Origin of the sequence: Peribacillus sp. R9-11 (assembly GCF_031345095.1) — a bacterium.
GTDB classification, from domain to species: Bacteria; Bacillota; Bacilli; order Bacillales; family DSM-1321; genus Peribacillus; species Peribacillus butanolivorans.
The window spans coordinates 4,405,208-4,430,377 of sequence record NZ_CP133763.1; the positions used below are offsets into that span (position 1 = coordinate 4,405,208).

At 38.3% G+C, this 25,170-nt stretch carries 27 protein-coding genes and 1 pseudogene; 9 read left to right on the top strand and 19 right to left on the bottom strand.

Going from position 1 to position 25,170, the window contains the following annotated elements; translation table 11 throughout:
- The first annotated feature begins 172 nt into the window (after positions 1-172).
- The 3 genes and pseudogenes from RE409_RS21395 (at position 173) to RE409_RS21400 (ending at position 1,971) form a co-directional block, all read left to right on the top strand.
- Positions 173-1,516 (top strand): APC family permease, encoded by a 1,344-nt coding sequence (locus RE409_RS21395; protein WP_309558023.1) that lies wholly within the window; start codon positions 173-175, stop codon positions 1,514-1,516.
- Positions 1,517-1,534: 18 nt separating this feature from the next.
- Positions 1,535-1,728: pseudogene (locus tag RE409_RS30770) on the top strand (transposase); the annotation flags it as partial.
- Positions 1,726-1,971, top strand: coding sequence for a hypothetical protein (locus RE409_RS21400; RefSeq protein ID WP_309558024.1), 246 nt, complete (start codon positions 1,726-1,728; stop codon positions 1,969-1,971). The pseudogene RE409_RS30770 and the gene RE409_RS21400, both read left to right, overlap by 3 nt.
- Positions 1,972-2,006: 35 nt before the next feature.
- Here the strand turns inward: RE409_RS21400 and phnX are convergent, their stop codons facing one another.
- Genes phnX through RE409_RS21425 form a run of 5 tightly spaced genes read right to left on the bottom strand, consistent with a single transcriptional unit; the run spans position 2,007 to position 7,299 of the window.
- Positions 2,007-2,822, bottom strand: coding sequence for a phosphonoacetaldehyde hydrolase (phnX, locus tag RE409_RS21405; protein WP_309558025.1), 816 nt, complete (start codon positions 2,820-2,822; stop codon positions 2,007-2,009).
- Positions 2,819-3,913: a 2-aminoethylphosphonate--pyruvate transaminase gene (gene phnW, locus RE409_RS21410; RefSeq protein ID WP_309558026.1), complete on the bottom strand. Its 1,095-nt coding sequence runs from the start codon at positions 3,911-3,913 to the stop codon at positions 2,819-2,821. The genes phnX and phnW overlap by 4 nt, the downstream gene beginning before the upstream one ends.
- A 21-nt stretch (positions 3,914-3,934) precedes the next feature.
- Positions 3,935-4,924 carry an extracellular solute-binding protein gene (locus RE409_RS21415; protein ID WP_201223339.1) on the bottom strand — a complete coding sequence of 330 codons (990 nt, stop codon included), beginning with the start codon at positions 4,922-4,924 and terminating at the stop codon, positions 3,935-3,937.
- 13 nt (positions 4,925-4,937) lie between these two features.
- Complete coding sequence (locus RE409_RS21420; RefSeq protein WP_309558027.1) at positions 4,938-6,554, bottom strand: ABC transporter permease subunit; 1,617 nt, start codon at positions 6,552-6,554, stop codon at positions 4,938-4,940.
- Positions 6,547-7,299 (bottom strand): ABC transporter ATP-binding protein, encoded by a 753-nt coding sequence (locus tag RE409_RS21425; protein ID WP_201186296.1) that lies wholly within the window; start codon positions 7,297-7,299, stop codon positions 6,547-6,549. The genes RE409_RS21420 and RE409_RS21425 overlap by 8 nt, the downstream gene beginning before the upstream one ends.
- A 237-nt stretch (positions 7,300-7,536) precedes the next feature.
- On the opposite strand from RE409_RS21425, the gene RE409_RS21430 reads away from it, so the two are divergent.
- Complete coding sequence (locus tag RE409_RS21430; protein WP_201186298.1) at positions 7,537-8,295, top strand: DeoR/GlpR family DNA-binding transcription regulator; 759 nt, start codon at positions 7,537-7,539, stop codon at positions 8,293-8,295.
- A gap of 254 nt (positions 8,296-8,549) precedes the next feature.
- Here the strand turns inward: RE409_RS21430 and RE409_RS21435 are convergent, their stop codons facing one another.
- Both RE409_RS21435 and RE409_RS21440 read right to left on the bottom strand, forming a co-directional pair.
- A complete protein-coding gene (locus RE409_RS21435; RefSeq protein WP_201253853.1) occupies positions 8,550-8,939 on the bottom strand; it encodes a hypothetical protein in 390 nt (129 codons plus the stop codon).
- 175 nt (positions 8,940-9,114) lie between these two features.
- Positions 9,115-9,465, bottom strand: a complete 351-nt coding sequence (locus RE409_RS21440) for a hypothetical protein (RefSeq protein WP_053347388.1) — start codon at positions 9,463-9,465, stop codon at positions 9,115-9,117.
- A gap of 633 nt (positions 9,466-10,098) precedes the next feature.
- Here RE409_RS21440 and RE409_RS21445 point away from each other — a divergent pair.
- Positions 10,099-10,320, top strand: coding sequence for a DeoR family transcriptional regulator (locus RE409_RS21445; RefSeq protein ID WP_034309346.1), 222 nt, complete (start codon positions 10,099-10,101; stop codon positions 10,318-10,320).
- 87 nt (positions 10,321-10,407) lie between these two features.
- On the opposite strand, the gene RE409_RS21450 is transcribed toward RE409_RS21445, so the two are convergent.
- Positions 10,408-11,130, bottom strand: coding sequence for a pseudouridine synthase (locus RE409_RS21450; RefSeq protein WP_057214741.1), 723 nt, complete (start codon positions 11,128-11,130; stop codon positions 10,408-10,410).
- A gap of 126 nt (positions 11,131-11,256) precedes the next feature.
- The gene (locus RE409_RS21455) at positions 11,257-12,858 is read right to left on the bottom strand and encodes a putative polysaccharide biosynthesis protein (RefSeq protein WP_201186302.1); all 1,602 of its coding nucleotides are present in this window, start codon (positions 12,856-12,858) and stop codon (positions 11,257-11,259) included.
- Positions 12,859-13,063: 205 nt separating this feature from the next.
- On the opposite strand from RE409_RS21455, the gene RE409_RS21460 reads away from it, so the two are divergent.
- Complete coding sequence (locus tag RE409_RS21460) at positions 13,064-14,329, top strand: BaiN/RdsA family NAD(P)/FAD-dependent oxidoreductase (RefSeq protein WP_309559300.1); 1,266 nt, start codon at positions 13,064-13,066, stop codon at positions 14,327-14,329.
- 615 nt (positions 14,330-14,944) lie between these two features.
- On the opposite strand, the gene RE409_RS21465 is transcribed toward RE409_RS21460, so the two are convergent.
- The 3 genes from RE409_RS21465 to RE409_RS21475 all read right to left on the bottom strand — a co-directional run bounded on the left by RE409_RS21465 (position 14,945) and on the right by RE409_RS21475 (position 16,356).
- Positions 14,945-15,259 (bottom strand): MGMT family protein, encoded by a 315-nt coding sequence (locus RE409_RS21465; RefSeq protein WP_201186304.1) that lies wholly within the window; start codon positions 15,257-15,259, stop codon positions 14,945-14,947.
- Between the two features lie 24 nt (positions 15,260-15,283).
- A complete protein-coding gene (locus RE409_RS21470; RefSeq protein WP_309558028.1) occupies positions 15,284-15,841 on the bottom strand; it encodes an MEDS domain-containing protein in 558 nt (185 codons plus the stop codon).
- A 305-nt stretch (positions 15,842-16,146) separates the two neighbouring features.
- On the bottom strand, positions 16,147-16,356 hold the full coding sequence (locus RE409_RS21475; protein ID WP_201225220.1) for a hypothetical protein: 210 nt from the start codon (positions 16,354-16,356) through the stop codon (positions 16,147-16,149).
- Positions 16,357-16,474: 118 nt separating this feature from the next.
- Between RE409_RS21475 and RE409_RS21480 the strand changes: the two genes are divergently transcribed.
- Positions 16,475-17,404, top strand: a complete 930-nt coding sequence (locus RE409_RS21480) for an SDR family oxidoreductase (RefSeq protein ID WP_201223333.1) — start codon at positions 16,475-16,477, stop codon at positions 17,402-17,404.
- Between the two features lie 245 nt (positions 17,405-17,649).
- On the opposite strand, the gene RE409_RS21485 is transcribed toward RE409_RS21480, so the two are convergent.
- The 5 genes from RE409_RS21485 to RE409_RS21505 form a co-directional block, all read right to left on the bottom strand.
- Positions 17,650-17,835: a sporulation protein Cse60 gene (locus tag RE409_RS21485; RefSeq protein ID WP_053347393.1), complete on the bottom strand. Its 186-nt coding sequence runs from the start codon at positions 17,833-17,835 to the stop codon at positions 17,650-17,652.
- Positions 17,836-17,901: 66 nt separating this feature from the next.
- Positions 17,902-18,984 carry a tartrate dehydrogenase gene (locus RE409_RS21490; RefSeq protein WP_056521728.1) on the bottom strand — a complete coding sequence of 361 codons (1,083 nt, stop codon included), beginning with the start codon at positions 18,982-18,984 and terminating at the stop codon, positions 17,902-17,904.
- Positions 18,985-19,462: 478 nt separating this feature from the next.
- Positions 19,463-19,774 carry a rhodanese-like domain-containing protein gene (locus RE409_RS21495; RefSeq protein WP_056521725.1) on the bottom strand — a complete coding sequence of 104 codons (312 nt, stop codon included), beginning with the start codon at positions 19,772-19,774 and terminating at the stop codon, positions 19,463-19,465.
- An 86-nt stretch (positions 19,775-19,860) separates the two neighbouring features.
- Positions 19,861-20,067, bottom strand: a complete 207-nt coding sequence (locus RE409_RS21500; protein WP_056521723.1) for a hypothetical protein — start codon at positions 20,065-20,067, stop codon at positions 19,861-19,863.
- Between the two features lie 305 nt (positions 20,068-20,372).
- Positions 20,373-21,401 (bottom strand): NADH:flavin oxidoreductase/NADH oxidase, encoded by a 1,029-nt coding sequence (locus RE409_RS21505; protein ID WP_201186308.1) that lies wholly within the window; start codon positions 21,399-21,401, stop codon positions 20,373-20,375.
- Positions 21,402-21,594: 193 nt separating this feature from the next.
- Between RE409_RS21505 and RE409_RS21510 the strand changes: the two genes are divergently transcribed.
- Complete coding sequence (locus RE409_RS21510) at positions 21,595-22,038, top strand: MarR family winged helix-turn-helix transcriptional regulator (protein WP_201186310.1); 444 nt, start codon at positions 21,595-21,597, stop codon at positions 22,036-22,038.
- A 165-nt stretch (positions 22,039-22,203) separates the two neighbouring features.
- Here RE409_RS21510 and RE409_RS21515 read toward each other — a convergent pair whose 3' ends face one another.
- Positions 22,204-23,046, bottom strand: coding sequence for an aldo/keto reductase (locus RE409_RS21515; RefSeq protein WP_201186312.1), 843 nt, complete (start codon positions 23,044-23,046; stop codon positions 22,204-22,206).
- 155 nt (positions 23,047-23,201) lie between these two features.
- Complete coding sequence (locus RE409_RS21520) at positions 23,202-24,431, bottom strand: MFS transporter (RefSeq protein ID WP_309558030.1); 1,230 nt, start codon at positions 24,429-24,431, stop codon at positions 23,202-23,204.
- Positions 24,432-24,610: 179 nt separating this feature from the next.
- Here RE409_RS21520 and RE409_RS21525 point away from each other — a divergent pair, with 179 nt between their 5' ends.
- Positions 24,611-24,973: a winged helix-turn-helix transcriptional regulator gene (locus tag RE409_RS21525; protein WP_053347398.1), complete on the top strand. Its 363-nt coding sequence runs from the start codon at positions 24,611-24,613 to the stop codon at positions 24,971-24,973.
- The last annotated feature ends 197 nt before the right edge of the window (positions 24,974-25,170 follow it).

Here is a 25,170-nt window from a genome sequence, read left to right on the forward strand (position 1 = left end):
AATTCTTTACGAGGAATGGGGAGATAAGTTCTACACAACATTCATGGATAATTCAAATTAGGCTCCCTAGCATCTTACTGACTTTTTTATGATTTCTAGAAAACCACGTATTAAAAAAGCTATCCCATTTCTTGTAAAAGGTTAAATCAGGTAAAGGAGGAGAGTATTTCACATGTCAAATTTAAGGAAAACAGATAGAACACTTACACTCATTCCAGTTGTGTTGTTTGGTTTTTCATTTATGGGGTTAACCACAGCTTTTACTACGTATGGTATTGCGGCTAATATTTCCCACGGTATGGTTCCGGGGGCAATGATAGTTGCTCTAGTGGTAATGATGTTTACTGCTTACAGTTATGGGAAAATGGCAATTGCGTTTCCATCTTCCGGTTCTGCTTATGTTTATACGCAAAAATCGATCAATCCCTCTGTTGGATTTCTTGTCGGATGGGTGATCTTAATGGATTATTTATTTATGCCAATGGTAAATTATTTAGTATTTGGTATTTTTTTCTCAGCAGCCTTTCCTACAATTCCAAGTTACATCTGGATTGCAGGTATGTTGATGCTCGTCACTTATATTAATATTAAAGGATTGAAGTTTGCTACAAATGTAAACGCATTCATAACGATTTTTGCTTTTCTTTTTATCCTTATCTTTATAGGTTTTTCTATTAAGGAAATTTTTATGGGAGAAAGCACGGCCACTCTTTTATCTCTTGAGCCATTCTATAATTCGAAAGAACCCTTTTCTTATACAATAGCTGGAGCAGCATTATTATGCTTTTGTTTCCTTGGGTTTGAATCAGTTACAGCGTTTGCGGAAGAGACAGTGAACCCTAAGAAAACAATTCCCCGAGCTGTTATTTTAATTACTCTTGGTGGTGGTTTAATCTTTACAAGTGTTTCATATTTCTCGTTTCTTGTATGGCCAGAGTATAACACATTTAATAATCCTGATTCGGCTGCCTACGAAATTATTAAACTTGTTGGTGGAAAGGCGATGTACTCAGTATATCTTGCGCTTTACGCATTAGCTGTATTAGGTAGTGCCATGTCGTCCCAGGCAAGTGCATCACGAGTCCTCTATACGATGGGGCGAGATGGACAGTTCCCTGAAAGGTTCTTTGGCACCCTGCATCCGAGATATAGAACACCCGTAAATAATATACTGATCATTAGTTCTGTCTCTTTGCTTGCTTTATTTTTAAGTTTAGATCTTGTAGCATCATTTATTAATTTCGGGGCGTTTCTTGCGTATACTTGTGTTAATATTGCCGTAATTGCTCATTATTATATTAGAAATAGAGAACGTTCGGTAAAAGGAACTGTCTTATATTTAATTATTCCTATTATTGGAGCTGCTCTTGATATTTTACTACTTGTGAATCTTGATGTGCACTCAAAAGTTCTTGGAGTAAGTTGGTTAATAATAGGCTTCATTTATTTACTTGTATTGACAAAAGGACTTAAAAAACAGCCACCAGTATTGAAAATTGAAGAAAATATAGTGTAGATTTAAAATAAAGTCACGATGTTTATAAGAAAGATGAAAAACGGCTTAGACACAACTATTATCGGTATGAGACCTACAGGTCGTCATAGATTAATCTAACGAAAAGATTGATGTCGTAGGTCAATCCTCACCTTGTAAAAAGAAATAAAGAGAATCGAGATAACACTCAGTCCAAAAGTGATAAAAAAGACGCTCTCGTGATTGCGGGTATGAAACAATCAATGGGATTGTTGTTACACTCTCGATTCTTCCCAATCAATCCGTTTTTGACGTTGGTGAGCACTACGGTTCTCTACAACTTCTCTGGAGGAAATCCAGTGGTAGAAAAGGATTTCTTGGCGCTTAATTACTCTTTCTCTTATTATGATAAAATTAAGAGAAAGGAACCTTTTGTTATCACCAGAGGAAGAGAAATCAAAAAAAGTGCAGTCATATCTCATTTCCATCAAGAATAGAGTATATGCTACACTTTTTTTACTGTCATTAATGTTTAATTTGTATGAGGTCTCTTACCATCTGAAATAAGACTATTAATTCTTTCGATAATATCGGGAAGTTCACTCATCGTTTTAATTGTAAAATCAGCCCCATTTTGCATAAAGGAGTTTGCAGTTTTAGAGATTACATTTTCTTTATCAAATTCTGATAGATTAGTAAACTCATCTAAACTTAATCCCATCTCAGAGCTTCCAATAATGACTCCAACTGACCAAACTCCTGCATTTACTCCCTCTTTAATATCTGAAATGGTATCGCCTACTTTTACTACTTTCCATGATGCCGATAGCTTTAATTCTTCCATATTTCGATAGATCATATAAGGATATGGTCTTCCAATAGAATTTGTTTCATCAGGGGTAATATAAAAATCAGGCTTATACCCTTTTTTCAACGCATTAGGTACGACGACGTCCATCATCATATTTGTATAACCTGTTGTCGACCCAATCCTCAACCCTTGATTTCTTAATACTTCCAGTGTTTCGATAACTCCTGGAATTGGATCTGTATAATCCGACAATGATGCCATAAGTGCTGGCTCGAATTCAGCATACAAATTTTCAACATCTTGTTCATTAAATATTCTTCCGTATTTTTCTTCCCATAAGGCAGATACTCTAGGCATGGTCAGCATAGCACGTATATGGTCAATTTTCAGCATCCCCATTGGAGCTCTTGCTTCTTCCATCGTAACTTCAATACCAGCATTTTTAAATATATCAACAAATACATTTACTGGCGCAAAACATCCAAAATCCACTGCTGTCCCAGCCCAATCCAAAATTACTCCTTCTACTTTGTTCATACTGTCACCACTTTCATATATTTTTCTACAATATTACATAATTTTTGGATATCTTCTTCATAGATTTCACCTATGTTGCCGATCCGGAATGTATCTATGTCAGTCAGCTTTCCCGGATAGATTACATAGCCTTCCTCTTTAATAAATGAATAGAAATCTTCAAAGTTAAACTGTTCATCTGGAAAAAGGAATGTTGTAATAATAGGCGATTGTTTTTCAGGTGTGATATATGGATGAATGCCCAATTTACCCATCAACTCTCTTAACCTATCATTATTATTTTTATATCGTGCAAATCTAGCTGAAATGCCGCCTTCTTCATTTAGCTCCTCTAACGCTTTAGCAAATGCAGCCACTACATGTGTTGGAGATGTGAATCGCCATTTCCCATCCTTATCCATCTCTTTCCACTGATCATATAGGTCCAGTGACAAACTGCGTGCTTTTCCTTCACACTCTAAAAGTTTATCAAGCTTCGCAATGGCAAATCCAAATCCCGGGATTCCTTGAATACATTTATTTGCACTACTAATTAAATAGTCAATTCCCAGTTCAGGTACATTGATGTCTATTCCGCCAAAGCTACTCATGGCATCTATAATTAATGTTTTTCCTTGTTCCTTCGATAGATTTGAAACCATTTCAATCGGATTTAAAATACCTGTTGTTGTTTCACAATGAACCATTGCAATGTGTGTAATTGCCTGATCTTCTTCTAAGATACTCCTGATCTCAGCTTCTTTTGGATATTCATTGTATTCCACGCTATATTCCGTATAATTCAGTCCAATACACTGTGCCATTTTCACAATACGTTTACCATACGCTCCATTCGTTACAATCAGCACTTTATCGCTTTTAGATATAGCAGTCGTCAACACCGATTCAACAACAAACGAACCACTTCCTTGCATAAGTACAACGGTATACTCCTCTTTTACAGCACATGCTAATTCGAGTAGCTGGGATCTGATTTTTTGTGTAATTTCTTTATAATCCTTCTCCCATGTGCAACGGTCAACAAGCATTTCTTGTTTCACCGTACTTGTAGTAGTCAATGGACCAGGTGTTAAAAGTTTATAGTTATTCATATTCCTTCACTCCTTACAGAATTATTTAGCTGATTTAAAGTAATCTTGATGCTGCTGTAATAGTTCAACTGTTAATGGTTGTTTATATTTCATTGGGTGGGCCGGTTTGTTCATATCTTTCACCGTTTCTCCTTCATAAAGAGCGACCGGATAATGTGTCAATAAATCTTGTCGTGCATCTTTAGTGATTGTTTCTGCCATTTTCATTGCTAAGCTCGACGTTGCATTGTCTTTATTCACGACAGCCACTGATTCTGTATAGGAAAAGTTCCCCTCAACCGGATCGACATACTTTATCGGTAAGCCTGACTCTTTTGCCATCACAGCTTGGTAGCGCAAACCAAAACCTGCAGCCACTTCCCCAGATTGCACTTTATTAATTGGACCCGAGCCTGAGCTTTCAAGATGCGGACCGCAATTTGCAATTAAATCATGGAGAACCTTTTTCCCCTCTTCCTCCCCGTATTGGCTAATAATTGCTTGAACTAACAGCCACCCTGTCGAAGAGTCCAATATGTTTGGAATCGAGACGGACCCTTTAAACTCTGGTTTTGTTAAATCTTTCACTGTGGCTGGCATAGGTAATCCCTTTTGTTTGAGTACTTCGGTATTTACGAAAATTGAACCTGTATTGGCTAAAATCGGCGTATAATAGGCTGGATTTTGCTCCAGTGGTTTTGTACTAAATGTTAGGTCTTCAAACATGGAGTGTTGCTGCTGAGCACTTTCGATGAAATAAGAGCTCATCGTCACTATATCAGCCTCAATTTTATCTCCCTCTGCCAACAGTTTCCCGCCTAATTCAGACGTACCAAACGATTGAAGAACATATTTCCCCTTGTATCCAGCTTCTTTCAATGATGTTTCTATAGCTTCAGTAGCTTCTTCATCACCATTTGTGTAGATGACCACTTTTCCTTCATCTGCTTTGCTACTGGTACGACCTACCAGTAAAAAAATTAATCCTATAGCAACTAGAGATAATAATGCTACTTTCATCGTTTTAAACATAATATCCTCCTCATTAATGTTTGAATTGTCTTTTTTGATAATGATCACAAAGCAACTTTACGATTAAATTTGTAAAAAAGATGAGTAAAGATAAAATGAATATTTCATTGAATTTGGAGAAATGCTGCAGCTCTTTAATCTTGCTCGCTACTAATGTGGTTTGAGCTGTGACTAAAAAGATAATCCCGCTAATGGTGACCATGCTATTGATAAAATAGTAGCTAAACATCTCAATCACCGTCGATGCTGAGTTTGGAAGAATGACCCGATAGACTGTCTTAATCCAGCTATCTCCTAACAACTCTCCAGTTGTTTCCCAACCAGGATTCATTTTAGATAAAGAGTTTTTCGCCATTAAATAGGGTGTCGTAAAGAAGTGGACAATGTTACAAAGAACAATGATTGTAAAGGTTCCCTTCCAACTGCTTCCGTTAAAAAGCAGTAAATACGATAAACCTAAGACCATGCCTGGAACCGTATTCGTCAACATTGAAATAACATCAATAGACGATTTCCACTTTAGAGGTGTACGGACATTTAATACGGCTGAGCAAAATGCGATTAACGTGCCAAATACTGCCGTCAAAATGGCAACAAATAAGGAGTTTTTGTAAACCGCTGTTAAATCGCTCGATTGGAATGTGTCAATAAAGTGCTTAAGTGTGAACGAAAGATCGTATGGAAAACTGTTTAAAAATGGTGCAATGAACATGACAGCAAAAACGGAAAGCATCCCTATTAAAACCAGTAATGAAACCATCCCAAAACATAAATCTCTACCTTTATGTTGAGACAATTCTATATCGCTAAACTTGTCATAATGAAAATTAAATTTTTCAAGATAGTTTAATAGTAAAACGCCAAATACTACTGGAATTAGCATCAGAACGGCAATGGCCGCACCATTATTAAAATCTGGGATGGAACCAAGCATCACTTGATACAGTTGAGTCGCAACTACGGTATACGTCCCGCCGACTGAAGCCGGTATTCCAAAATCCGTAAAGCTCAAAATAAAGGAAAGTACAAATGCTCCACCCAAGGTTCCCAATAACGGACGAACGATGGTATTCATGAAACTTCTTATTGTTCCGTCACCCATTAGCTTTGAAACGACCATAAACTTTTTATCAATATACTTGAAAGAATTATTAATTAGCAGAAAGGCTGATGGTAATGTATAAATCACATAGCCAATCAATAATCCGTTAAACCCATATATATCAAAGAGATTTCTACCGAAAATCTTTGTTATGATCCCTTGATTACCAAAGGAATAGATAATCGCAAACCCAAATGTGATTGTTGGAAGTAGCATTGGAACAAGGATCCCCGTTTTAATCGCACTTTTTATTGGCCTATATATTCTTGTACAATGGATGGAATAGGCAAGAGAAAATGCTAAAACAGTCGTAATAACAGCAGTAAGACTGGATATTTTAATGCTGTTCCCAATTGACTCCAACAGTTCTTTATTTGAAAGAATTGAAAGATAATTTGATAGATTGAATCCTTCGCTAGTTTCAAATGAACGAACAAACAAAATGCCAAGCGGAAGTAATAGAAAGGCGGTAAATAACAATAAGATAGGTATATAAATTACTCGCATTGCCGGTTTTACATCAGGCATACTTTTCACCAAATAAGTTAAGTATATTTTCTCTCTTGATCTGTAATTGCTTGAGTATAAATTCCTTTACAAAATCATTGGTGGGCTGATTTATAATTTCTTGAGGTGTTCCAAATTGAGAAATATTTCCCTTATTTATAATTAAAATTTTATCGGACATCGTTAAGGCCTCTTCTGGGTCATGTGTCACAATAATCGTCGTTAACTTAAATTCTCTCGCAATAGATTTAATACGTTGCTTTATGGATTCCTTAATAACACCGTCCAATGCACTCAATGGTTCATCTAGTAATAAAACTTTCGGTTTCATTACGAGTGTTCTTGCAAGCGCTACCCGCTGTTTTTGACCACCCGATAATTCACCCATTTTCTTTGTTAAATGAGGTTTTAGCTCTAAGAAATCAATATATTCCTGCAATTCTTTCTCAGACACTAACCCCTTCTTATTTCTTAAACCATATACAATATTTTCGTATGCATTTAAATGAGGGAAAAGTGCATAATCTTGGAAGACTATATTAAATCCCCGATCCTTCATCGGCACGTTACTCAAATCGGTATCATTAAAAATGATTTTTCCATGATTCATACTCGTTAATCCTAAGATAATATTCAATAAAGTAGTTTTACCGCTCCCACTTGGCCCTAGCAGTGAAACGATCTCTCCTGTTTTAATTTCAAGATTTATATTATCTAAAACTAATTTATCATCGAATTGCTTGCTAATATTTTGTAATTTTAGCAAACTGTTCACCTCCTTTAATACACCCTCAGTATAAAATCTATATGTAAATCGAATTTGAGATTCATGTAAATGCTTTGTAAATATTGAACACTTTATTACCAATTTGGTACTATATTTTGACCAACTAGTGATATAGTTATCATTAAGTCCCCTAGCGCATGTTGAATATGTTATGGGCAAACAGTAAACTAAAATCAATAGAGGGAAAAAGATTACGTTGAATAGGCGGGTGAATCCATGCTTCCACTTGAAAGGCAAAAGAAAATCATTGAATTATTAACGATAAAAAAAGTTATGAAGATAGCTGAGCTTACAGAAGAACTAAAAGTTTCTATTGAAACCCTTAGAAGAGATTTAAACTTTCTTACAAAACAAGGAAAAATCGAAAAAATTTATGGTGGAGTTAAGCTAGTTAAATCACAGTTTGGTGAATCGACAATAGATGAACGTATGTTTAGTCAATTAAAAGAAAAAGAAATGATCGCACAAAAATGCAGTGAGTATATCAACGATGGTGATTGTATTTATATCGATAGCGGTTCGACAACCTATCAAATAGCTAATTATATAAAACAGAAAAAGAAACTAACCGTGATAACCAGTTCGATCCCTGTTGTAAATGAGCTAATCAATAGTGATATCGAGTTATTGATTATCGGGGGAAAGGTAAGGCAGAATGAACAGTCTATTGTAGCTTTTGATTACTTATTTAATTTTAGCGAATTGAATATATCGAAAGCCTTTATATGTGCAAGTGGTATTACAATTGAAAAAGGTATTTCCGACTATAATTTAGATGAAGCAAACACTCGGAAAAAAATCATTGAATTATCTAAAGAAGTCTATGTTGCCGCTGACAGCACTAAATTTGGGAAAGACGTAACCATTGGGATTGCATCGCTGGATAAAATCGATTACATTATTACAGACCATCATTTACACAAAGATTTCATCAATACGTATAAAGAAACGAACACAAATTTAATTATTTCTTAAATGCATAAAAAAAAACGGAAATTATACTTTGTTGTATAATTTCCGTTTTTTATTTCCTTGTTTATTCCCCCTCATAGAAGCTGCAGCTTTCGGTGTGTATAAGGGAGATGTGGTGAAGTACTTATATCAGAATTTTCTGTTTTATTAACATCTGTTTGTTCTGATATTGCTTTTTCTTGATCCGCATTGGACTTATCATCTGTGTTTGCACATCCACTAAAGAATTCGGCTAAGGGGATCCCTAAATCGGTGTGCTAGCCTTCGGTAAGAGCTAAGTAATACTTTACTTTCCCGTTATATTCAACGATTAGCACGTCATCACGCTCTTTTGTTGAGTATATTTTTGCTCCTATGGGTAATTGATTGGCCATACCATCTTTTAACGATTTACTGAAACCATTTGAGAATACCTCTGTAATTTCTCCAACAGATTCGTTCTTAGTCAGTTTAAGCTCATTCACCCATTCAATATCCGTTTTATAAATTATTTTTTCCCATTGGAGAATGTCTGCATTTTTATCGAGTTTTAAAACTTCTTCTGCATCTGGATTTTTAGATGTCACGGTTTTGATTTCTGTATTAAAACAACCAGACAAATAAAAAATACATACTATAAACATGAAAACCACTATGTTTTTCTTCATCAAACACCTCCATTCAATTAGACGTATGGATTTAACTTTCGTTACTGAATATATAGCAATATATTGCGTTTGAAAGTTCCGGCTTATGGCAGCCATCTTTTTTTTAGGTTATTCATTCATTTTTATCCAAAAAATGCAAATGCCCTTGTTACCAAGGGCATTCGCTCAATCAGATTTAATTAACAAATAGAAATAACTTCCTATGATATTCCTCAAACGTTTGTTGACTCTTTTCCGTATAGTCCATCCACTTCACCTTTTTACATCTTTCCTCTAATCTTTCATTCAGTTCTTCTTCAATTTCATGCATGAAACGAATGATTTCACCATACGGCATATTAAAATGACGAGCAGCGAGCCGGGGTGGGGAATGCTTTACCAGTAATCTCATAAAGTGATCGACCGTGTCCGCTTTTGAAGCGAGATAATCTTCTTCATTCACGATGAATTCATACACTTGTTTTTTCACGCCAGAAAGTTTGGTCACCTCGTCACGCAATAAAAACTCCATTAATCTTTCGTTCATATGACTCTACCTCGAATTTGATTATATTTAAACTCCTTGAGATTATGTATGAAAAAGCTATACTGCTCAACACCTCATTATGACATCGTAAACGTTACTCATCAAGCAAATCCTATCCTTAAACACAAAGCGTAATAATTACGATTTAAATTCTATATGTAAAGTAACATGTATACTCCCCTTAGTCAAGGTTACTCAATGGTTTAAGCTGAACAAGGTTCTAAGATTGATTAAATGATTGGCTTTTTCATGTAAAAAATAGCCCATACCATGTTTTATGTTCATTTAATTATGTAAAAATCTACTGAATGCATATTTTGCATTGTTTAATGTCAAAATATGAGTATGCAAAAGGTGATATGAAATAAAAAATTACCTCTATTATCATTTACTGTAATATTTTTGTTAAAATTTGATATAATAAATGTAATATTTAGTCAATTGTCATTTTTTTATAGAATTTAGTTTTGTAAAGGGGTAAAATATAGCTAATGACATCTTGTTTTTTCTAAATGTTTCCGAGGAGTTATAGGGTGGGTATAGCAAGTACATAGTGACAGCTGAAATGCTGTCCGACATATCGGTTGTTTTCATTTGTTCAGAATAACAATGAAAAGAATAAGGAGTGATTTTTTGAAACCTTCAACAAATCGCATGTTAACCCGTATTAAATCCGTTTATATGTTCATTAGTAATAACGGTACGGTTTCTACTCAAGAGCTTGTAGAAGAATTTGGCATCACTCCTCGAACTGTGCAGCGCGATTTAAATGTCTTAGCTTACAATGACCTTGTTCAAAGCCCAAGCCGCGGCCTTTGGACGACAACAAGTAAAAAGGTAAAGATGTCATCTTAAAAAGAACGACCACCCGAACGAAAATCGATATGTAAAATAAGTTTGAGGCGGACATAATTGTTCGCCTCATTTTTTCTTGCTTATTTATTATTCAGTCGGCTGGCCAGCTTTCAGTTGTTCGAGCTCTTCTGCTGTTAACTCCCTGTATTCGCCAAGTTCAAGTTCTTCATCAAGCTGCAGGCTTCCCATCGAGAGACGCTTTAGATACACGACCCGTTTCCCTACGGACTCAAACATCCGTTTCACTTGATGAAACTTCCCTTCCATAATCGTTAGCTCAATATCCGATGTAAGCCCTGATTTTAAAATATTTAATTCACCTGGTTTTGTTTCGTACCCATCATCTAGGGTAACGCCGTTGCGGAATGCAGCAATGTCTCGCTCCGTTACTTCGCCGTCAATGACCGCAAAATACGTTTTAGGGACGTGTTTTTTCGGGGAAAGTAGTTGGTGGGCAAGCTTTCCGTCATTCGTGATCAGCAATAGGCCTTCTGTGTCTTTATCCAAACGCCCGACTGGGAATGGTTCGAAAACCGAATCCTCTGGCTCTAAGATGTCAATGACCGTCTCCTGGTGTTTATCTTCAGTAGCCGACAACACACCTGGCGGCTTATTCATCATTAAATATATAAATTCTCTATATTCAACCCGTTCACCATGAACCGTTACGATTTCTGTATCAGGATCCACTTGTTCCTTCGGGTCCTTCAGTAGCCGTTCATTGACCTTCACGGCTCCAGATTTCAAGAGTTTTTTTACTTCTTTTCTGCTTCCGTAACCAATATTGGATAATATCTTATCAATTCTCATTATTTCCTCCTAAAGCCTATTCAGTAAAAAGCCTTGCCCACTTTTATGACAGGCAAGGCCAGTATATTTTAATCAGGGGATTACTCCATTCATAATACCCTTTTTTTTACATCGTAAACTTCTATCTTATAATCCCAATTTCTGCTTTAACCTGTCGATCCGGCTACCGAATAAACGATGTGCAAGCTTGCTTTTCAAGGAAAGCGCCGCATAAATGAGGGCCCCAAAAATCGCACTAACCGCACAAATCAAAATCGCCTGGAATCGCCCTTCCGTTGTAAGCCACAGTGATAATAAACTGAACATGCCCCATGCAGCCAGTCCCATTATAATTGAAAAAACAGTTATCAAAACTGATCTTCTGATGGTAAGGCTGTAACGATATCCAGTAAAGTAGGTAATGACATACAAATTCAGCAGCACAGCAGCCAAGTAGCCGAATGCCGTGGCATAAACGGATCCTTCCGTTTCAAACAACTTGATCATCGGGATATTCAAGCTCAATTTGATTAAAAAGCCAACAAGCAGGCTGAGCACCGTATATTTTTGCTGATTGATGCCTTGTAAAATGGCCGCCGAAACGGAAAAAAGCGCAAATAAGATGGAAACGGGCGCATATGCCTTCAGGACACTGATTCCAAGTGGATCATGGCTGTAAAAGGCGCTATAGATTGGATCCGCTAGCACCGACATACCAACAACCGCTGGAATCGTAATGAACAACAAAATTTGGAAGGCTTGGTTCAGCTGGCGGTTTAACTCTTCCGAATCCTCGCTTACATATGCCTTCGTCACCGAGGGAAGAAGCGCCATTGAAAACCCGGTTGCAAGCGTCATCGGAATCAAGACAAGCTTTTGGGCATATACATTCAAAACTCCAAGAGCATCTTCTGCGACATGCTGTAATCCGATGGATGCCATCGCTTTATTAAAAGACAACAAGTCTGCAAACTGAAACAATGGCATCGCGATTCCTACAAATATGAAAGGAATCGACGAAAGAAATATTTCTTTATAGATCTCCTTCAGGGAAATTTCCATCGTCCCCCGGTCTTTCTTCATCAAGCTGTCCAAATGGGGTTTTTGTTTTTTCCAATACCAAAATAACACCACTAAACCGCCGACAGCCCCTACCGTCGCCGCGAACGTAGCTACTTGGATGGCTCTCACTAACTCTCCATCTAGGACATTCAAAACAACATACACACCAGCCAAAAGGAACACGATGCGGACAATTTGTTCGATAACCTGAGATATGGCCGTTGGTTCCATCGCTTCATGACCTTGAAAAAAGCCGCGGATGATGCTCATGAACGGTACAAAAATCAAGGCGAAGCTGACTGCCCGTATGATCTCCGTGACATCCCTGACATCTTCCTGCCTGACCCCAAAGACTCCAGTAAACAGCGGGGCCATCGTATAGAGAATCAAAAAAGCGAGAAAACCGGTGACAACCATTAATTTCAGGCTCGATTTAAATAACTTCTCACCGACGGCGTACTCCTCGAGCGCATTATACTTCGAAATGAATTTAGAAACAGCAAGCGGCATGCCTGCCGTTGCAAAGCTAATGAAAATGGTATATGGAACGTACCCATATTGATAGAGGGTAGCCCCTTTATTCCCAACCATATGTTCAAATGGGATGACGTAAAATAAACCAAGTATCTTGGAAATGATCGCTCCCAGCGTTAATATAAAAGCCCCTTTTAAAAACTTAGATGACATCTAATCCCTTCCTGCCTCTGTCAGTTACGTTTCACACGCTCTTTATCTTATCATATTAAAGTATTTTTTCTATAGAAAACTACACTCAAGTTTATCGTTTTCGAAGATAATACACAAACAAATAATTCCTTTTTTTCTACATTCGCAATCTGACGGGCTCTTGCTATATAATGAAGGGACTGAAAATGATAAAGTGGTGATCAATTTGAAATATGATGTAGTGGTAATTGGCGGCGGTCCTTCCGGATTGATGGCAGCAATTGCAGCCGGAGAAAAAGGGTCACATGTATTGTTAGTGGATAAAGGCGAGAAGCTTGGAAGGAAACTTGCGATCTCTGGCGGCGGACGCTGCAACGTGACGAACAGGCTCTCGATCGATGAAATCATTCAGCATATCCCTGGAAACGGGCGATTTTTATACAGTGCTTTCTCAGAATTTAATAACGAAGACATTATTCAGTTCTTTGAAAAATTAGGTGTGGCTCTAAAAGAAGAGGATCATGGCCGGATGTTCCCGGTCAACGATAAGGCGCAAAGTGTCGTAGATGCACTTTTGACACGCCTTTCGAATTTGAAGGTGACCATTTACAAGAACTCTCCAGTTGCTGAGGTTCTCTATGAAAATGGAAAAACAAGCGGAGTTCGGTTAAAAGATGGACAGACATTTGACACAAATGCGGTCGTGATTGCAGTAGGTGGAAAATCAGTCCCTCACACCGGCTCAACTGGCGACGGCTACGCTTGGGCAAAAAAGGCGGGCCATACGATAACCGACCTCTTCCCGACTGAGGTACCTGTACTTAGCCATGAAACATTCATAAAAGATCGAACGCTTCAAGGGCTCGCACTTCGGGATGTTTCATTGAGTGTGCTGAACCCAAAAGGCAAGGCTCTGATTACACACAAGATGGATATGCTATTCACCCATTTTGGTGTCTCTGGTCCAGCGGTTCTAAGGTGCAGTCAATTTGTCGTGAAAGCGATGAAAAAATGGAACCTATCCGAAGTTACAATGAAACTCGATGCCCTTCCGGATCGAAACAAGGAAGAAGTCTTCCAGGACATCATGAAAGAAATCAAAACTGAGCCGAAAAAAGCCATAAAGAATACATTAAAAGGCCTGGTTCCGGAACGCTATCTACACTTCTTACTTGAGCGGAGCGGCATCGACCTTCAGGAACAGGGAGCGACGATATCCAATGAAAAAATTCGCCGCTTTGCCGAACTATGTAAGGACTTCCAATTTGGAGTACATGGCACCCAGCCGCTTGAAAAAGCCTTCGTCACAGGCGGCGGCGTATCCGTGAAAGAAATCCATCCAAAGGAAATGGCCTCCAAACTAATGGACGGACTATATTTCTGCGGTGAAATTTTGGATATACACGGATACACAGGCGGCTATAACATCACATCAGCATTAGTAACCGGAAGACTAGCCGGCATGAATGCTGCCATATATGCTCGTTCATAATTTAAGAAGAGGCCGATCCGTTGGGATCAGCCTCTTCTTTTTTGAGGAAATTCGGCCTTCATGTCGACTAATTCGACCTTCGCGGATTTAATTCGTCCCTCACTTCGAGTAATTCGTCCTTCGCGGATTTATTTCGTCCTTCACGTCGACTAATTCGACCTTCGCGGAATTTTTCCGACCTTCACGTCGACTAATTCGACCTTCGCGGATTTATTTCGTCCTTCACGTCGACTAATTCGACCTTCGCGGATTTATTTCATCCCTCACGTCGAGTAATTCGACCTTCGCGGATTTATTTCGTCCTTCACGTCGACTAAATCGACCTTCGCGGATTTATTTCGGCCTTCACTTCGAGTAATTCGACCTTCGCGGATTTATTCCGGCCTTCACGTCGACTAATTCGGCCTTCGCGGATTTATTTCGGCCTTCACTTCGAGTAATTCGACCTTCGCGGAATTTTTCCGACCTTCACGTCGACTAATTCGACCTTCGCGGAATTTTTCCGACCTTCACGTCGAATAATTCGACCTTCGCGGAATTTTTCCGACCTTCACGTCGAATAATTCGACCTTCGCGGAATTTTTCCGACCACAAACCCGATTATTCAATCCACCATTAAAAACTCTCAGGATGATAGCGATATACTTCTAAATCAATTGTGTCCCGCTCTGTGAATGTGACTCCTTCACTTTCTAGCATCCATTTCTGGTGGGACGCGGCGCCTTCTGCTTTTATACCAATCTCACCTTTGGCATTGATCACCCTATGCCAAGGAAGGTTATATTTTTCGCTGCTAGAATGAAGAATCCTAACAACCTGTCTTGCACCGCGCGGACTTCCAGCCAGCTGTCCAATCTGCCCATATGTCATCACTTTTCCGGCGGGAATATGTTGAATAATCGTAATCACTCGTTCAGTAAAACTCTCCAAATCCCTCTCCCCTTATTAGTAATTTCAGTTAGCCAAAATCGTAATTTTTTCATCGGTTATGAGAACTCTATGATATTTAATCAAGATTGATTTAAGCGCGGCAGGTACTCTGTAATCATCATAAGCACATACAGAAATCAAACCTCGTTCAGTAATCAATTTATCAATACCTTTTTCATATTCACCTATTGCATCCATAGCTTGGTCGTCATTTCCCCATTCAACATGGCCCCAGGTTCTGACGAAAATATTCCTTTCAGAATATGTATCGATATTTTCCAAGAAATAATTAATCATCGTTGAAGGATGGAAATCGCCATGAAAACAGTAAAAATCAAAATTATTAATATGATGCACTTTCGCCAATTGCTCCTCATTTAAATGAAGTTGCAATTTCTTATATACGAAAGGAAAGATTCGATCATTTTCGACGACCAAGATATGATCCCCCTGCTCAACACCGGAAATAATGAACATAGCCTCTTTCTCCATGTAGGTTTCCAGTTCATTAAAACAGTATAATATATGGGCCCCGTTCGATTGCTGTATATCTTTAATCAGTTGTTTCATATTGTTATCCAAAATGGATCTCCCCTTTTAATACATCAGTCACCACAGTGTATTATGTTTAACTTTACCTATTATTCGCGTGTTTGTAAAATTCATTGTATACTATAATCTGTTTTCACTAAATAATATACAAAATTTATGTAGAAGCTAGTGTGAATATTTGCAATATAATAGTATAGCGAACTACCTCTGTCCGCTTGTTTACGAAGCAAAGGTAGCCTAATCCAGTATGATATATTGCTTAATGTACAAATTCCGATGTTAAGCGTCTCTCTTTAAACTACTAATTTATTTAGGCTGTGCACTATAATCACAATTTAAATCACAGGATAATAGGGTACATAACGTGGATTACAATAATAAGGCTGTCTAGGTCCTATGAGGGGCATTTCAAAAGTGTAGGAATCAGAATCGTATAACAACTCTACTTTTTCATCCGACTGTCCGACCAAGAGCAACTTCACTTCTTCGCTAAAATAATATTGCATAATGATGCCTCCAAATCTTTTTTTTCTACCCTTCAGCATATTCAAATTGCACAGCAATGAGCCGGTACTTAAGCTGGTTTATTCGATTTTATCATGCACGGCAATAGCCTATTTGACATAAGGTAAACCGACTATATTCTTTTTAGGAGGATTCCTCATGTCACAAGACAATCAAAAGAAGTCATCCGATCAAGACTATCCCATGTATCCCAACTATGGAAAGATCACACGTTACCAAGACCTTCCTATCACGGTTCCGGAACAGCGCCAATATCGCCAACCCGGTGTAGAAAAACTAATGGTGCCCCAACCAATCATTGAAAACCTTAATTACTGCGGCAGCGGGAAATTAACAGGAAAGGTCGCACTTATAACAGGAGGTGACAGCGGAATTGGTGCAGCAGTAGCGATTGCTTTTGCAAAAGAAGGCGCAGATGTTTCTATTGCTTATTTGGATGAACATGAGGATGCCAATCGAACAAAATCGAGAATTGAAGAGCTTGGACAACATTGCTTATTATTGCCTGGTGACTTAAGAGAAAAACAGCAATGTATCCATATCGTGGAAGAAACCATCGAAACATTTGGAAAGCTAGATATTCTTTGTAACCACGTCGGTATTCAATTTCAGCAATTAAGCTTGCTAGAGATCACGGATGAGCAGTTCGATAATACCTTTAAAGTAAACATCTATTCACACTTTTACACAACTCGAGCAGCCCTTCCGTACTTAAAAGCAGGAAGTTCTATCATTAATACATCTTCCGTTGTGGCCTTTAAAGGTCATAAACAATTGATTGATTACACAGCAACTAAAGGGGCTAACATTGGTTTTACTCGTGCACTGGCAAACAGTCTAGTAGATAAAGGCATCCGGGTGAACGCTGTTGCTCCTGGACGGGTATGGACGCCCCTCATCCCCTCTAGTTTCTCCGCAGACGAAGTTACCCAAGTTGACAATCCAATGGAACGCCAAGGCCAGCCCTTTGAACTAGCCCCTACCTTTGTCTATCTCGCTTCCGATGATTCACGTTTTGTTACCGGACAAACACTTCATGTCAATGGCGGGGAAGTGACATCATCCTAACGGCTCTCTATAAATCTAGGATTTACGCAACTTAGACGACATGCCCCCCTTTTTCATTTGACTACTCCAATGATTATGTTAGTACCTTAGGAGTATATCTTTTGCGATTCCTTACAAGATCGCTTTCGGTTTTGAAGGTTGTAGAGCTACAAAATTAGACTACCTCAGTCCGCTCGGTTAAAAGCAAAGGGTAGTCTAATAATGGTTTTATTTATATGACTTAAAATGATAGGGCAGTTCAGCCTTTATCTTTTCTTATAAATAATCATCGCGCTAAAGCAGTAAATCTGTTTCTCTTCCTCTTCACCTGTAGTGGCGACATTGTATTTGATATCGACAATTTGATTATCACGGATGTCTTCAAGGAAGACATTCATTTCATCTTCTAAGTCCTGTTCATGCTCATAATCAAATAATTTCACTTGAATCATCGGCTCTCCCCTGCCCTTTTTACTATAATGATAGTTATTGAGCAGGATTCCCATTTTTCCTTAAAATTATACCTGACTGGTTTTCAAAGCGGATAATAAAGCCACTACTTCATTGCCGACTTCTTCTGTAGAAGACACCCCGCCCATATCAGGAGTCAGGGTCTTTTTATCAACCATTACCTGTTCGATCACATCTAATACTTTTGCGCCCCAATTTTCATGCCCAAAGAAATCAAGAATCTGACTCGCTGACCAAAGAGCAGCAAGTGGATTGGCAATGCCTTGATGAGCAATATCCGGCGCTGAACCATGAATCGGCTCAAACATCGAAGGATAGACTCGTTCCGGATTTAAATTGGCACCGGCCGCCAGACCCATCCCACCTGCAATGGCTGCACCTAAATCGGTGATGATATCACCAAACAAATTGGATGTGACAACGATTTGAAACCGTTCCGGCTGTTTAACAAAAAACATGCTTGCCGCATCAACCAAATAGGAGTGTGTTTCTACATCAGGATATTCCTGTCCGACTTCTTCAAAAACCTGATCCCAAAAAACCATCGAATAATTCAATGCGTTCGCCTTACTTATACTAGTTAGTGTTCTTCCTGTTTTGCGCGCCAGTTCATACGCATAGCGGATGATCCTCTCCGTTCCTTTTCGCGAAAAAACCCCCGTCTGCAGCACGACTTCTTCTGGCTTCCCTTTGAATAACCAATCACCAGCACCTGCATATTCGCCTTCGCTGTTCTCACGGATGACTACCATATCGATTTGATCACGCGTCACGTCTTTTAACGGACAAGGTGCTCCCTGAAGCAATTTAACAGGACGAACATTCACATATTGATCGAATTGCTTTCTGATTTTCAGCAGAAGTTCCCTTAGTGAGATATGGTCCGGAACTCCAGGATAACCGACAGCCCCAAGATACACGGCTTCATACTTCTTCAACTGCTCCATACCATCGTCGGGCAGCATCTTCCCATGCTCGAGATAATATTCGCAGCCCCAAGGAAAATATGTAAACTCGAACGAAAAATCCCCAGCTAATTCAGCCACCTTGTTTAGTACTTTCACGCCTTCATTGATCACTTCGGGACCAATTCCATCTCCCGCAATGACCGCTATTTTATAAACATTCATTCAGCGGACGCTCCTTTATCTATATTTTCAGATTTCAGCACCCTAATTTTAACATATATCACCATTTCCCTCTTTCAAGCTCAGCCAAATATCCGTTTTCCGCTGCTTCACCTATAAAGCCGCAAATCTTCTATTTGAAACAGCCATGAGTTGGGTGAGAGAAAAAAATCTATCTCGGAACCACTACGCTATTTTTATGAAAAAGCATGGGTTTAAGAGTATCTGCGTTAAGGATTTTCCGGAGAATTCCCTAGTTATAACCTTGATAAAAGGTTATATAGATATAGGATTGACTAAAGACAAAAGAGCCCTTTCATGGTGAAAGGGCTCCTGCGTCATGCTTTTAAATATGCACGTCTTTCCGCATATTCCCGGCATTGTGAACAAACAGTAATCTTTTTTCTTTCTTTATCGTAATAAAACGTTACGTTCTTAGATTTCCGCTTACAAAAGTAACAAGTTTTTTTGAAAAAACCCATTACTTAACGATAACTTCGCCGTCCCATTCAAGCATTCCGCCAACCATGTTTGCCACTTTATAGCCTTGTTCCTGAAGATAATGGCACACATTTTCACTGCGGCGTCCTGAACGGCAGATAAAAATATATTCTTTTTCTTTATCAAAATAGTCAAGGTTGGCTGGGATATCATTCATACGAATATGTTTAGCGCCCTCAATCATGCCTTCTTGCACTTCTTCGTCTTCACGTACATCAACAAGCTCCATAGCTTCGCCTGCCTCAAGCTTAGCTTCCACTTCTTCTGTTGTAACGATTTTGATTTCTTCCATACTTAGCACCTCAAATTATTGTTTAATTTTTCTTATTTATTATAACAAATATTCCAGCCAAACATTACTTTATGGATTATGGATATTTAAGGTTCACATACAACCGACCAGCTAATTGAAAATGCATTTTCACTTTTTTCTACCATAGGCATTCCATTATGATCAAAACATTTATTACTGGCATCCATTATACCCCGATGACTATAATAAGAATTAATAAAAAGCATGCACATTATCATTAGAAATGTTAAAAAACATGCTAATCCTAGAAATTGTTTTTTATTTTCCCCCACGTTACTCCTCCTTCCATTAACTAAAGTTCTTTCACGAAGTACATGTGTAATAGTATGGTATATACCCTCGGAAGTTCAGCCTTATTTGTAATATGTTTCCACATTTATACTACATGAAAAAAGTCCAGTCCTCCATCCATTTAGATGGTGAGGAACTGAACCCCTATTTTTAAAAACACTCATCTTTTTATTATGTCTATAACCATTCTGATAAAAGCGCACCTAACAAGGCAGCTAATTTAAAAAATAAAACGCCAGCGAATATCATTTTCGCTAGCGTTTTATTTTGAACTAATAAATCATTCTTAATGTCTGAAACCTCGCTCATATTGTTTAGGAATCTCAACTTGTTTATTCAAAGTTTTTGATGCTTCTAGAGACCAGTAAGGGTTGCGCAACATCCCTCTTCCTACGGCCACCAAATCTGCTTCTTCATTTCCAATGATTGAGTTTGCAAGAATTGGATCATCTAATCTACCTACAGCAATCACTGGAATATCCAAAGCTTTTTTAATTTCCCTAGCCAATGGCGTTTGATAGCTAGCATGCGTGCCCGGTCTTCCGTCTGCTCCAATCGGGCCTTCTCCGCCAGAGCTGACATGGAACATATCCACACCGGCTTCTTTAAAGACTTTGGAAAACTCAATACTTTCTTCCAGACCGTATCCGCCTTCCACGTATTCTTTTGCAGAAATACGCATAATTAAAGGCATATCAGCTGGCATTTCGCTTTTCACTGCTTTAATTACTTCTACTCCAAATTTAGTTAAGTCTTTTCCGTATTCATCTTCACGTTTATTCGTAAGTGGCGAGGTGAATTGGTGAATTAAATATCCGTGTGCCCCATGCAATTCAATAACGTCAAAGCCTGCTTGAACGGCTCTTCTAACTGAGTTACGGAATTTATCGACCATTTCCCTAACTTCTTCTGTCTCCAAAGCTCTTGGTGTCTTAAACGTTTCGTCAAACGCGATGGCTGATGGCGCTACCGGCGTTTCTGCATCCTGCGCTTTACGCCCTGCATGAGCAATTTGGATACCGATTTTTGCACCGTATTGATGAACTTCTTTAACAATTTTGGCGAAAGCTTCAACTTGATCGTCAGACCACAATCCAAGATCACCATTCGAAATACGTCCGTCCGGCTCTACATCGGTCATTTCCACTATAATTAATCCAGCTCCGCCAACTGCTCTGCTTACATAATGATGAAGATGCCAATTTGTAGGGATACCATCCTCAGCTTCGACAGAGTATTGGCACATTGGTGGCATAACAACCCTATTTTTAAGTTCAAGCTCTTTTATACGATAAGGTGAAAATAAATGAGTCATATTTTTTATATCTCCCTTACAGATTATTTTTTAATGCATGCACATGCATTTATATCATCTTGATAACTTTGTGTCAATTAATCAGATTCTCTTGAACACCTAATTCTGATGTTGTAAACGTTATCCTCTGTTGGTACATTTATTTTTATTTATGTTATATTTAAAATAAGTAAGCAGAGGTAGGCGAAAATAATTGTCCAGTGAACAAAACCTTATAAATACATGGCTATCCTTTACACGTATTCATGCCGAGCTCTCAAATGAGCTAGATCGAATATTGCAAGCAAGACACCAAACGACTTTAAATGAGTTTTATGTTCTATTATTTTTATCGAAAACTCCGGAAAAAAAACTGAGGCTATTAGAATTGCAGCAGTTAGTAGGCTTAAGCCAAAGTGCGATGTCCAGACTTTCTGTAAGAATGGAAAATAAAAGTTGTGGTGTCATTCAAAGGCTTGGATATGAAGATGATCGCCGTGGTGTATGTGCAACCATAACAGACCGGGGAGAGCTACGACTTCAAGAAATACTAACAACGGTTAATGAAACACTTGAAAAATCATTAAAGACCAGTGATATCGACACTGCACTGAAATTCTTTATTAATGTAAAGAGCAGTCTTCAGGAGAATGAATGACTCATCTGGATAACGCTGTATAGGTTACATTAAATTTTGCGCCCCATTCATCAGAATGCGGGCTTATTTCCTATGTCCGACTTCCTAAATAAGGTTATGGGAAGAAGTAATAACAGATATTGAAAATGAGATAGACGCACACTCTCGTCTATCTCCCTACATTAATTAAAAGTCGAAATTGTCAGGATCTGGACCAACCCGATGATTCTGATTCAAGTCGCTGATTCGGTTCATATCTTCTTCAGTCAATTCGAAATCAAATACTGATGAGTTTTCTACTATACGGTGTTCTTTTGTTGATTTTGGAATCGTTACAATCCCATTTTGTAAATCCCAACGTAAAATGACTTGTGCAACAGATTTGCCATACTTAGTCGCAATTTCTTGTAATACCTCATTATCCAGTAATTCACCTTGCATTAATGGAGACCAAGCTTCTAGTTGAATGCCTTGTTCCTTACAAAATGCTTGTACTTCTTTTTGAGTCAAGCGTGGATGACATTCGACTTGATTGACCATAGGCTTCACTTCTGCGTCCTTTATTACGTCTTTAAGATGATGAATCTGGAAATTACTTACTCCGATTGCTTTAACTTTTCCTTCTTTATAAAGAGTCTCTAATGCTTTCCAAGCTTCTTTATATTTTCCTTCGACAGGCCAATGTATAAGATATAAATCTAAATACTCTAAGCCAAGTTTCTTTAAGCTTGTTTCGTATGCTGCGATTGTGGATTCGTATCCTAAATCAGCATTCCAAACTTTTGAAGTTACAAATAAATCCTCTCTTGAGATTCCAGCTTCTTTTAGCCCCTCACGGATTCCTTGCCCAACTCCTTCTTCATTTTCGTAAATTGCTGCCGTATCAATGCTGCGATAGCCATGTTTAATCGCCACTTTGACCGCATTTACTAATTCAGGACCTTCTTCTACCTTAAATACGCCCAAGCCGAACCAAGGCATTTTAACACCGTTGTGCAACGTTGTTGTATCTTGTAAATTTTTCACCATAATCAATCTACCTCCAAAATTTCTATTAATTGAAATCATATAATGCCCTAAAGGATCATTACATCCCTTCAAGGAATCTTCCGCATTCACTGAAGGGATGCAATGATCCCTTGACATATTATTTGACCGTGGAAATTATTAATAAGTTTCTTACCCTAACACGCTTCACCTTTCTTACTATTCCCTTCTTTCATTCCTTCCCGCTTTCTATCTTTACTTTCGAGAGATCGACTCCAACCTGTTAATATTACGGCTACAAACACCATCACTCCACCTATCCAAGCTGTATGGATGAGCCCGATAGAATCCGTAATGATTCCACCTAAGTAGGCACCAATAGCAATTCCTGCATTAAATGCAGCAATATTGATAGCAGACGCCACGTCAACTGCACTCGGGACAAAACGCTCAGCTAACGTCACAACATAGACTTGAAGTCCTGGCACATTCATGAAGGCAAATAACCCCATTAAAATAATAGTAATTAATCCAGCTACCTTAAACGGAGCCGTGAAAGATAAAATCACAAGTACAATAGCCTGTATAAGAAACATATAGAATAGGGCATTAATAGGATTGCGATTAGCTAGCTTTCCGCCAATTGTGTTCCCTATAGCAATGGCCACTCCATATACTAGCAAAATTACGGCAACTGTTCCTTCTTTAAATCCTGTCACCTGCTGTAGCAAGGGAGATAAATAAGTAAAGACAACGAATGTACCTCCATATCCTAATGCTGTAATAATGAATACAAGCAATAAGCGGCCATTTGTTACTAATTTGATTTGATCACGGAACGTGGTGCGAGTAGCTTTTTGTAAATCAGACGGAACAAGGATGCTGTTCCCAAGGAAAGCAATTATGCCGATTGCCACAATAATAATAAAAGCAAATCTCCAACCAAAATGTTGCCCTATAAAAGTTCCAAAAGGAACACCTGTCACAGTCGCTACCGTTAGCCCTGTAAACATAATGGCAATCGCACTCGCTCTGCGATTTTCAGGTACTAAATCTGCTGCAATCGTAGCACCTATTGACATGAAAACACCATGAGCTAAGGCAGAGATGACACGGGCTGTCAGTAATACCCCGATGCCAGTAGCACTAGCCGCAAGTGTATTTCCAGCAATAAACACTATCATAATCCAGAGTAATAAAGATTTGCGAGACATATTAGATGTTAGAGACGTCAGAATAGGTGCTCCGAACATTACACCTAAAGCATATAAGGAAACTGTTAATCCGGCAGTTGTCACTGTAATGTGTAGATCTTTTGAAATTAGTGGTAACAGTCCCACACTAATAAACTCTGTTGTTCCAATTGCAAAGGCACTGATTGCTAAAGCCAGTAATGCCAACGTACTTCTTTTTTTATCTATAATCATATTATCTTCTCCTTTTAATTGATTTGTTCTATCATGAAATTGCTTATAGCAATAAAATGTACAGTGATAATCTGTCGACAAATGTTATTATGATTTATAATAGAAATAAAAAACAGTACGTACTTTAAAGTGTTATAGGCACCTTTAAGTGCCTATAAAGTAAGGAGAGTTAAAAAATTATGCAGAAAAAGAAGTACAATATTTCAGTCGAAGCTACACTGGAGGTACTAGGTGGAAAATGGAAATGTGTGATTCTTTGCCATCTAACACATGGTAAAAAACGTACAAGCGAATTAAAACGTCTTATGCCAAACATTACGCAAAAAATGTTGACCCAACAATTACGTGAGTTAGAAAAAGACGGAGTGATCAATCGGATCGTTTACAACCAAGTTCCGCCCAAAGTTGAATATGAACTTAGTGAATATGGACAGAGTTTAGAAAGTATTTTAACCGCGCTATGTACGTGGGGAGAAAATCATATAACCAAAGTATATGGGGATAAGTTTGCCGTTCTTGAGGAAAGTATATTAAATGATTAAAGTAATTCACTTAAATTAAAATTAAGAATCTAAAAACACCAAAAACGAAATCCACTATAGAGGGATTTCGTTTTTGGTTAGGGAAAAATGAGTGCCAAGTAAATGAGTCACCTCTTGATCAAATAAATAAAGCCACCCTAGATTGAATCAGCATATTCCATATTCCCATATCGAATCAATCAAACTTTGCAACACAC